8 protein-coding genes are annotated in these 8,911 nt (G+C 57.6%); 1 reads left to right on the plus strand and 7 read right to left on the minus strand.

Annotation, left to right across the window (positions count from 1 at the left end):
* Positions 1–26: 26 nt before the first annotated feature.
* From disA to ACFSOY_RS20765, 7 genes are all read right to left on the minus strand, one after another.
* Entirely contained in the window at positions 27–1,103 is a 1,077-nt protein-coding gene (gene disA, locus ACFSOY_RS20735) for a DNA integrity scanning diadenylate cyclase DisA (RefSeq protein WP_386049756.1), read from the minus strand.
* Between the two features lie 4 nt (positions 1,104–1,107).
* Positions 1,108–2,484: a DNA repair protein RadA gene (radA, locus tag ACFSOY_RS20740; RefSeq protein ID WP_386049757.1), complete on the minus strand. Its 1,377-nt coding sequence runs from the start codon at positions 2,482–2,484 to the stop codon at positions 1,108–1,110.
* Positions 2,485–2,624: 140 nt separating this feature from the next.
* Positions 2,625–5,060, minus strand: a complete 2,436-nt coding sequence (locus tag ACFSOY_RS20745; RefSeq protein ID WP_386049758.1) for an ATP-dependent Clp protease ATP-binding subunit — start codon at positions 5,058–5,060, stop codon at positions 2,625–2,627.
* A gap of 46 nt (positions 5,061–5,106) precedes the next feature.
* Positions 5,107–6,183 (minus strand): protein arginine kinase, encoded by a 1,077-nt coding sequence (locus ACFSOY_RS20750; protein WP_386049759.1) that lies wholly within the window; start codon positions 6,181–6,183, stop codon positions 5,107–5,109.
* A 2-nt stretch (positions 6,184–6,185) separates the two neighbouring features.
* Positions 6,186–6,605 carry a UvrB/UvrC motif-containing protein gene (locus tag ACFSOY_RS20755; protein WP_386049760.1) on the minus strand — a complete coding sequence of 140 codons (420 nt, stop codon included), beginning with the start codon at positions 6,603–6,605 and terminating at the stop codon, positions 6,186–6,188.
* 137 nt (positions 6,606–6,742) lie between these two features.
* Positions 6,743–7,204, minus strand: a complete 462-nt coding sequence (locus tag ACFSOY_RS20760; RefSeq protein WP_386049761.1) for a CtsR family transcriptional regulator — start codon at positions 7,202–7,204, stop codon at positions 6,743–6,745.
* A 183-nt stretch (positions 7,205–7,387) separates the two neighbouring features.
* Positions 7,388–8,074: an HAD family hydrolase gene (locus tag ACFSOY_RS20765; protein ID WP_386049762.1), complete on the minus strand. Its 687-nt coding sequence runs from the start codon at positions 8,072–8,074 to the stop codon at positions 7,388–7,390.
* A 153-nt stretch (positions 8,075–8,227) separates the two neighbouring features.
* Between ACFSOY_RS20765 and ACFSOY_RS20770 the strand changes: the two genes are divergently transcribed.
* Positions 8,228–8,797, plus strand: a complete 570-nt coding sequence (locus ACFSOY_RS20770; protein WP_386049763.1) for a TetR/AcrR family transcriptional regulator — start codon at positions 8,228–8,230, stop codon at positions 8,795–8,797.
* Positions 8,798–8,911 lie beyond the last annotated feature (114 nt).

The following is an 8,911-nucleotide window of genomic DNA, read 5'->3' on the forward strand; positions in this document are numbered from 1 at the left end:
GATCCAGTACCTCCCTCTCCGACAGGTTAAATGTGCCGGTCGATAAACACCTGTTCGGAAATGCGTTTGAGCCCCTCTTTGATCGCGCGGGCCCGAACTTCCCCAATCCCTTCCACGTCGTCCAACTCTTCGATGCTTGCAGTTAAAATACGTGGTAGCGAGCAAAAAGTTTCCACCAAGTTTTCGATGACCGGCTGCGGAAGGCGCGGAATCTTGTTCAAAATCCGATAGCCACGCGAGGAGACGGGCTCCTCGGTAATATTAATGTTCCCCGAGTACCCCAAAACTCTCACCAGCATGTTGCCCTCCAGCAGATCGTCCGAGTTGAGCGCATGCAGTTCTTGCAAGATGTGGTGCGGGGTGACATCCGGGTCACGACAATAGTCTTTCACCAGCAGGTAGGCTTCCTCATCCACCTTCGAGACCAGCTCTTCGAGCTGCATGGAGATCAGGCGCCCCTCGGTGCCGAGCTCGGTGATGTAGCGGCGGATCTCCGCCTTGATGCGCAAGACCATCTCGATGCGCTGGATGACGAGCGCCACCTCGTTTAGGGTGACCAGCTCCTCAAATTCGAGCGCCGAGAGGTTGGTCATCGCTTGGTCGAGCACCGATTTGTATTTCTCAAGCGTGTTGATCGCTTGGTTTGCTTTGGTCAAGATCACACCGATATCTTTGAGCGTGTAGCGAAAATTGGATTGGTACAGCGTGATCACATCGCGGCGCTGCGAGATGCAGACGACAAGATGGCCCGACTGCTTCGCCACGCGCTCCGCTGTGCGATGGCGCGTCCCCGTCTCAAAGGATGGGATTGATGGGTCTGGGTTCAGCTGCGTGTTCGCGTACAAGATTCGCTTGCCGTCATCCGAGAGGATGATCGCACCGTCCATCTTGGCGAGCTCATACAGGCCTGCCGCCGTAAACTCGCAGTCGATCGAAAATCCACCGTCGATGAGCTCCATCACCTGCGGGGAGTTGCCGATCACGATCAAAGCCCCCGTCTTCGCTCGCAACACGTTTTCCAAGCCGTCCCGCAGCGGGGTGCCCGGTGCGATGAAGCGGAGGATTTTGTTGATCAGGTTTTCTTTTTTAATATCGTCTCTCATCCTGTCATCCCCCTAAAGCTACTTGGAACGCCTCCTGTACCGTCTCGACACCGATCACCTGAATGTCTGATGGGGGCTGCCAACCGCGCAGGTTTTTCGTCGGCACGATCACCCGGGTGAACCCGAGCTTCATCGCCTCCCGCACGCGCTGCTCGATGCGCGAGACGCCGCGCACTTCGCCGGTCAGCCCGACTTCTCCGATGTAGCAGTCGGTCGGCTGCATCGCCTTCTCCCGAAACGACGACCCGAGCGCGAGCGCGATGCCCAGATCGACCGCCGGCTCATCGAGGCGCACGCCACCTGCGACGTTCACATATGCATCCTGCGACTGCAGATAGAGCCCCATCCGCTTTTCGAGCACCGCCATGATCAGGCTGACCCGATTGTGGTCAAGCCCGGTCGCCATGCGCCGTGGATTGCCGTAGCTCGAAGGCGTGACGAGCGCCTGAATCTCGACCAACACCGGGCGCGTGCCCTCCATGCTGGCAATGACGCAGGAGCCGGCGACGCCGTGCGGACGCTCGGAGAGAAACAGCTCAGACGGGTTGTGCACTTCCTCCAACCCTTTCTCCCGCATCTCAAAGATTCCGATCTCGTTGGTCGAGCCGAAGCGGTTTTTCACCGCGCGCAGGATTCGATAGGTGTGGTGGCGCTCTCCTTCGAAATACAGAACCGCATCCACCATATGCTCAAGCATTCGCGGGCCTGCGATCGCGCCTTCCTTCGTCACATGGCCGACGATAAACGTCGCGATGTCGAGCGATTTGGCGATGCGAAGCAAAAACGCGGTGCATTCGCGCACCTGCCCCACACTGCCCGGCGCAGATTGCAAGCCTGGACGGTACACCGTCTGAATGGAATCGACAATCAAAAAATCAGGGTTGATCAGCTTGATGTGCTGCTCCACCCGCTCAAGATCTGTTTCCGGTAGGATGAAAAGATGGTCGGACAGCGCCTCCAAGCGGTCCGCTCGGAGCTTGATCTGTTTCGCCGACTCCTCGCCCGACACGTACAGCACTTTGTGACCGAGCTTGGCGATCGAGTTGGATGTCTGCAGGAGCAGCGTCGATTTGCCGATGCCAGGGTCGCCGCCGACCAGCACCAAAGACCCTTTGACGACACCGCCGCCGAGCACGCGGTCGAACTCGACCATTCCGCTGTGCGTCCGCGCTTCATCCACCGTGTCGATCTCGGTGATCTTGTGCGCTTTTGCCGGCTCCGCTTGCACGCCTGCCTGCGAGCCGATGTGCGCCGGTGCCCCCTTGCTGACAACCTCTTCCGCCATCGTATTCCACTGGCCGCATCCTGGACATTTGCCCATCCACTTCGGACTTTCATATCCACAGTCTTGGCACACGAATTTTGATTTATACTTTGCCATAATTGTCCCCATTCTGAGAGATCCTACAAAAAGGTTCCAATCTTCATCATAAACGAAAGCGCTCGAATCAACAAGGGTGGCTTTTGGAAAAAAAAGGCCCGGCTGCAGTTGCGCCGGACCTTCGCTTGCGAAACGTCACCTCACACGTTGGTCGAGGCGGTTCCTAGTTTTTTCACTTCGAGACGACCTTCTACCGCGTCGATCAGCACGCTGTCACCCTTTTTGACCGTGCCGGAGAGCAGCGCTTCTGACAGCTGGTCTTCGATGTGGCGCTGAATCGCTCGCTTGAGCGGGCGGGCGCCGTACTGCGGATCGTACCCTTCTTTTGCCAAAAACGCCTTGGCCTCTTCGGTGAGGTCGAAATGGATATCGTTCTCGCGCAGGCGGCGGCGCAGCTCGTCGCTCATCAGCGTGACGATCTCCTTGATGTGCGACTCATCGAGCTGATGGAAGACGACCGTGTCGTCGATGCGGTTTAAGAACTCGGGGCGGAATTGCTTCTTCAGCTCTTCCATCACGCGATCTTTCATGTCGATATAGTTCGCTTCGCGGTTGGCGGTAAAGCCGAGCGCACCGCCTTTTTTGATCGCCGCAGCGCCGACGTTCGACGTCATGATGATCACCGTGTTGCGGAAATCGACCGTTCTGCCTTTCGAGTCGGTCAAGCGACCATCATCGAGCACCTGCAGCAGCACGTTGAACACTTCCGGATGCGCTTTTTCGATCTCGTCGAACAGCACGACCGAGTATGGTTTGCGCCGGATCTTCTCGGTGAGCTGACCACCCTCCTCATACCCGACATACCCAGGAGGTGCTCCGACCAGCCGAGCGGTGGAGTGTCGCTCGCCATATTCGGACATGTCGATGCGCACGATCGCGCCCTCATCTCCGAACATCACCTCAGCCAGCGCTTTTGCCACCTCCGTCTTCCCGACGCCCGTCGGGCCGAGGAAGATGAAGGAGCCGATCGGGCGCTTCGGATCTTTCAGACCTGCGCGCGCGCGGCGGATCGAGCGAGAGATCGACTTGACCGCCTCATCTTGACCGATGACGCGCTGATGCAGGATTTCCTCCATCCTGAGCAGGCGCTCCGACTCTTCGCCTTCCAGCTTTTTCACCGGAATGCCGGTCCAAGATGCGACGATGTCGGCGATGTCGTCTGCGGTGACTTCCGAATCTTTCTTGACTTGGTTCTGCTGCCATTCCTGCTTGCGGTTTTCCAGCTCTTCGCGAATCTTCTGCTCCGTATCCCGCAGCGAGGCCGCTTTTTCAAACTCCTGCGACTGCACCGCCGACTCTTTTTCCGAGCGGATGTCTTCCAGCTTCTCTTCCAGCTCTTTTAAGTTTGGCGGCTGGGTGTAGCTGCGCAGGCGGACGCGAGAGGCCGCCTCGTCGATCAGGTCGATCGCTTTGTCTGGCAGGAAGCGGTCGGTGATGTAGCGATCCGACAGCTTGACGGCCGCTTCGATCGACTCGTCGAGAATCTTGACGCGGTGATGCGCTTCATAGCGGTCGCGCAGCCCGAGCAGAATCTGGATCGCCTCTTCTTTCGACGGCTGATCGACGACGATCGGTTGGAAGCGGCGTTCGAGCGCCGCATCCTTTTCGATGTGCTTGCGGTATTCGTCGAGCGTCGTCGCGCCGATGCATTGCAGCTCGCCGCGTGCGAGCGCAGGCTTGAGGATGTTCGATGCGTCGATCGCCCCCTCCGCACCGCCTGCGCCGATCAGCGTGTGCAGCTCATCGATGAACAGGATGATGTTGCCCGCCGCGCGGATCTCATCCATGATTTTTTTCAAGCGGTCTTCAAACTCCCCGCGGTACTTGGTGCCGGCGACGACCGTGCCCATATCGAGCACCATCACTCGCTTGTTGCGCAGCGTCTCTGGAATTTCGTTGTCGACGATGCGCTGTGCCAACCCCTCTGCGATCGCCGTCTTCCCGACGCCCGGCTCCCCGATCAGCACCGGGTTGTTCTTGGTGCGGCGGGAGAGCACTTGGATCACCCGCTCGATCTCGTTGGAGCGGCCGATGACCGGGTCGAGCTTCTGGTCGCGCGCCATCTGCGTCAGGTCGCGGGCCAGAGAATCGAGGGTCGGCGTGTTGGCCGACTGCTGGTTTTCCTGATGACCTTCATGCGCATCGCCGCCGAGCAGTTGCAACACCTGCTGGCGCGCCTTGTTCAGCGAGACGCCCAAGTTGGCGAGCACGCGCGCTGCCACCCCTTCGCCTTCGCGGATCAGGCCGAGCAGGATGTGCTCGGTGCCGACATAGTTGTGGCCCAGCTTGCGCGCCTCATCGATCGAAAGCTCGATCACCTTTTTGGCGCGAGGCGTGTAGGCCATGCCTGCCGACTGACCCGGCCCGCGGCCGATGATCTTCTCGACTTCCTTTTGAATCTTATCGCTGGACAGGCCGAGCGACACGAGCGCTTTGGCGGCGATGCCCTCCCCTTCGCGAACCAGACCGAGCAAAATATGTTCGGTGCCGACCCCGGAGTGTCCGAGACGGCTAGCTTCTTCCTGTGCGAGTGCGAGAACTTTTTGTGCTCGCTCCGTAAAACGTCCAAACATCATGGAAATCCACCTCCAAGCGGTAGTTGAGTGTATTCGTTTCGTCAGATCAGATATGACCTGCTCCGCTGCGCAACCGCTCGCGGACCAGTTCGGCGCGCCGCCAGTCTTGCTCGCCCGGAGCCAGTGCGACACCCGATTTTTTTTGTAAAAAAGCGGGCTGGGTCGTGACCATCAGCTCTTTCAGGATGTTCTTGGAGATGCCTTTGATCACGCCGAGGTCGATGCCGAGGCGAATGTCAGACAGGCGCTGCATCGTCTCCTTCGCGGAGAGCCGCCGCGCATAGGCGAGGATGCCAAAGGAGCGCGCGATGCGATCTTCGATGTCCTCGCGGCTCTCCTGCAGCAGATATTGCCTTGCTTGCGTCTCGTGTTCGATCATTTTCTGGGCGACCGTCTCCAAGGAGTAGATCACCTCTTCCTCCGATTGGCCGAGGGTGATCTGGTTGGAGAGCTGAAACAGGTTGCCGATCGCTTCCGTTCCTTCGCCATGCACCCCGCGCACCACCAACCCCACTTGCCCGAGCGCGGAGAGCACGCGGTTGATCTGCCCGGTGGCGACCAGCGCGGGCAGATGCAGCATCACCGAAGCGCGGATGCCGGTGCCTACGTTGGTCGGACAGGCGGTCAGATAGCCGAAGCGCTCATCGAACGCATAGTTTAAGCTCGCTTCGAGCTGGTCGTCGATGCGCGTCGCCATCTCCCACGCCTCGGAGAGCTGTAGCCCCGGCATCAGCACCTGCAAGCGCAGGTGATCTTCCTCGTTGATCATGATCGAGACGAGCTCATCCGCTCGAATCGCCACAGCTCCTTTGTCCGCCTGCTCGACCAAGGTGCTGGAGATCAGGTATTTCTCTTCTAACGTCTGCAGGTCGAGCTGAGTGATCGTGTCAAGCTCGATCAGTTCGAAGCGGTCGCCCTCTTGCTTCCCGAAAGGCTCGGCTGCGAGGGCGGCGCCGACTTTCTGCACGATCTCTTCCGCCTCTTGATCGCTCGCCAGCATCGGAAACGGATGATCGACCAAGTTTCGCGCCAAGCGGATGCGCGTCGAGATGACGATGTCGGAGTGCGGGCCTTCGTCGCTCATCCAGCAGCTGTTGTCTTGCACATAATCTTTGATCGACATGCTCACATCCCTCCGGCGCCAGTCTTTTGTTCCAGCTCGCGAATGCGGTCGCGAAGCAGTGCCGCCTCCTCAAAATGTTCGAGTTGAATCATCTGTTGGAGCTCTTGGCGAAGCGATTCGATCTCCTTGCGCTGTCTGATGATTCCCCCGGTGCGGTGCGGCACTTTCCCGGTGTGTGTGGTGGCGCCGCCATGAATGCGGCGAAGCAGCGGCTCTAGCCGCGTGCCGAAGCTTCGATAGCAGTCGGCACAGCCGAACCGTCCATGGTCGGCAAACTCTTGATAGCTGAGACCGCAGGTGGTGCAACGGCTCGAAGCGGATCGCCCGCCGCCGACCGCTTGACTCTGGCTGCCCAGCTGTTCAAAACCGAGCAGCCCGCTGAGCAGATTTTGAAAGGAAAAGTGTTCACCAGTCTTCATCATCAACTCGCCATTTTCACGGGCGCACGTTTCGCAAAGATGGATCTCACTTTTGTTTCCATTGAGAATCTTTGTAAAATGGACGGTAGAATCTCGCTGTTGACAACGCTGACAGAGCATACAGTTTCCTCCTTCTGCACTTATCCTTTGAGCAAGGCGACCAGCATCGCCGACAGGTAGTTGGCGCGGATCTGATCTCTGGTAGCCGGGGTGAGACCTAAGATGTCGATGCACACGACGGAGCGCATCATTCTCGCTTCGCGGGCCGTGAGCACGCTCTCTTCATGCAGGCGATGGATCAGGCCCTCCGCTTCCTTGGCGGTCAGCGAGCTGCCCATCAAGTCGAGGATGGCGCGGTGCAAAGTGGGCTTCAGCTCAAGTCCGACTTTGGTGATCCGGATGAAGCCGCCTCCTCCTCGTTTCGATTCGACAACATAACCCTTTTCTATGGTGAAGCGTGTGGAGATCACGTAGTTGATTTGGGAGGGCACACAATTGAACATGTCGGCCAGCTCGCCGCGTTTTATCTCTGCGATTCCGCCATCTGAGCTGGTCATGATCTTCTTGATATGCTGTTCGATGATGTCTGATATGTTGCGCATGGTGCCAGATCCCCCCCTCCTCTATACATTTTCTTTGACTTTGACTAATGTTGACCATTTGTATTTATTATATGCAGGACGCCCTAAATACCCAAGCGCATTTTTAAGGTTTTTACGGTGAATTGCGGGAATTTTGGTCGATTAGCGAAAGGATTGGATCGTCTCTCTTCGATTTTCTTGACCTTATTTGACCTTTTGCTGTGCGAGCTTTTGCAGTGCAGGGAAAAGGTCGACAAACTGTTCGATGATCAGATCGGCATCCCCTAATTCATTTTGCCCGGCAAATCCGAAATCACACCCGACCGTTAAAAGATTGTTCGCCTTGCCAGCCGTGATATCTGAGCGACGATCCCCGACCATGACGATGCTCCTCGTGCCCGCATGATCGAGCACCCGTTCGACCAGCTCCTCTTTTTTCTTCGTCTTGTATTCGCCCGCGCTGAACAGCTTGGTGAAGTAAGGGGCGATGCCTGTCGTCTCCACCACCGTCTCGACATAGCGCTGTTCACCGTTCGATGCGGTGTACAGCTTGACCCCCTGTTCGTGAAGCTGTCGCAGAGTCGCTTGCACACCGGGGTACAGCTGTCCGCGACCTCGCTTCATCAAGTCGAGCTCCGCCTGTGCGAGCTGTTCGTTCGCGCGATCGCGCTCCTCCATCGTCGCGTCGGGCAACAGCGTTTCCCACAGCTCGGGGATCGTCATGCCGAAGCAAGCGACGATCTTTTCCTCGGTCGGCGATTCTCCGCGAAAGATCCCTTGTCTCTTCAGCTCTTCGAAGAGGGAGTGAAAGGCGGGAAGCGCCACTTTTTCCGTCTGGTAGAGCGTGCCGTCAATATCGAAGATCAGCGCTTCATACACGATGGTGCGCATGAGTTTCGCCTCCATTCTTTTTATGTAGCAGGTCTGCTATTTGTTGACTTGGAAGTGGCAGAGCGAGTATGATTTTGCTTATTATAGGGTGTCACACCCTTTCTGGCTTATGCCTTGGGTCGTTTACCGAAGAAAGAGGGGAAGAGAGCCTCGATGGCATCGAATAAATATGAGGAGATCGTCCAAGCGGCGGTCGAGCTTTTTGAGAAAAAGGGGTACCACGCGACTTCGGTGCAAGACATCGCCGATGCGGTGGGGTTGCAGAAAGGTTCGCTGTATCACTACATCTCGGGGAAAGAGGATCTTCTGCTCGGCTTGGCGCAGCGTGCGATCACCGAATTCAATCAGCGCATGGAGCGGATCCTGTCTTCCGAACGCTCTGCACAGGACAAGATGAAGGAAGCGCTTTCGATGCATCTGGAGCTGATCACGCACGACGTCCAGCTCTCGACCGTGTTGCTGCGCGAATCGGTGGCGCTCGGGGAGCGGCCGCAGCAGGTGGTCAAAGAGGCGACCGATCTGTATCTCGACCTGTGGACGCGTTTGCTCGCTGAGGGGATTGAGGCGGGCGAGTTCCGGCCTGGCAATCCGCGGATGACAGCGCTTGCGATCTTGGGAGCGTGCAACTGGGTGTTCCGCTGGTATCAAGAGGATGGAACGCTCCGCTCGCAGGCGATCGCCGACATCTATGCAGATCTGTTTTTTGACGGAATCAAAAAGTAAACGAAAAAACCCACTCCATCAGGAGTGGGTTTTTCATTCTTGCAAGTATGGTGCCGGCGAAAGGAGTCGAACCCTCGACCTACTGATTACAAGTCAGTTGCTCTACCAACTGAG

It is taken from the genome of Tumebacillus lipolyticus (assembly GCF_042682745.1).
Classification (GTDB): Bacteria; Bacillota; Bacilli; order Tumebacillales; family Tumebacillaceae; genus Tumebacillus_A; species Tumebacillus_A lipolyticus.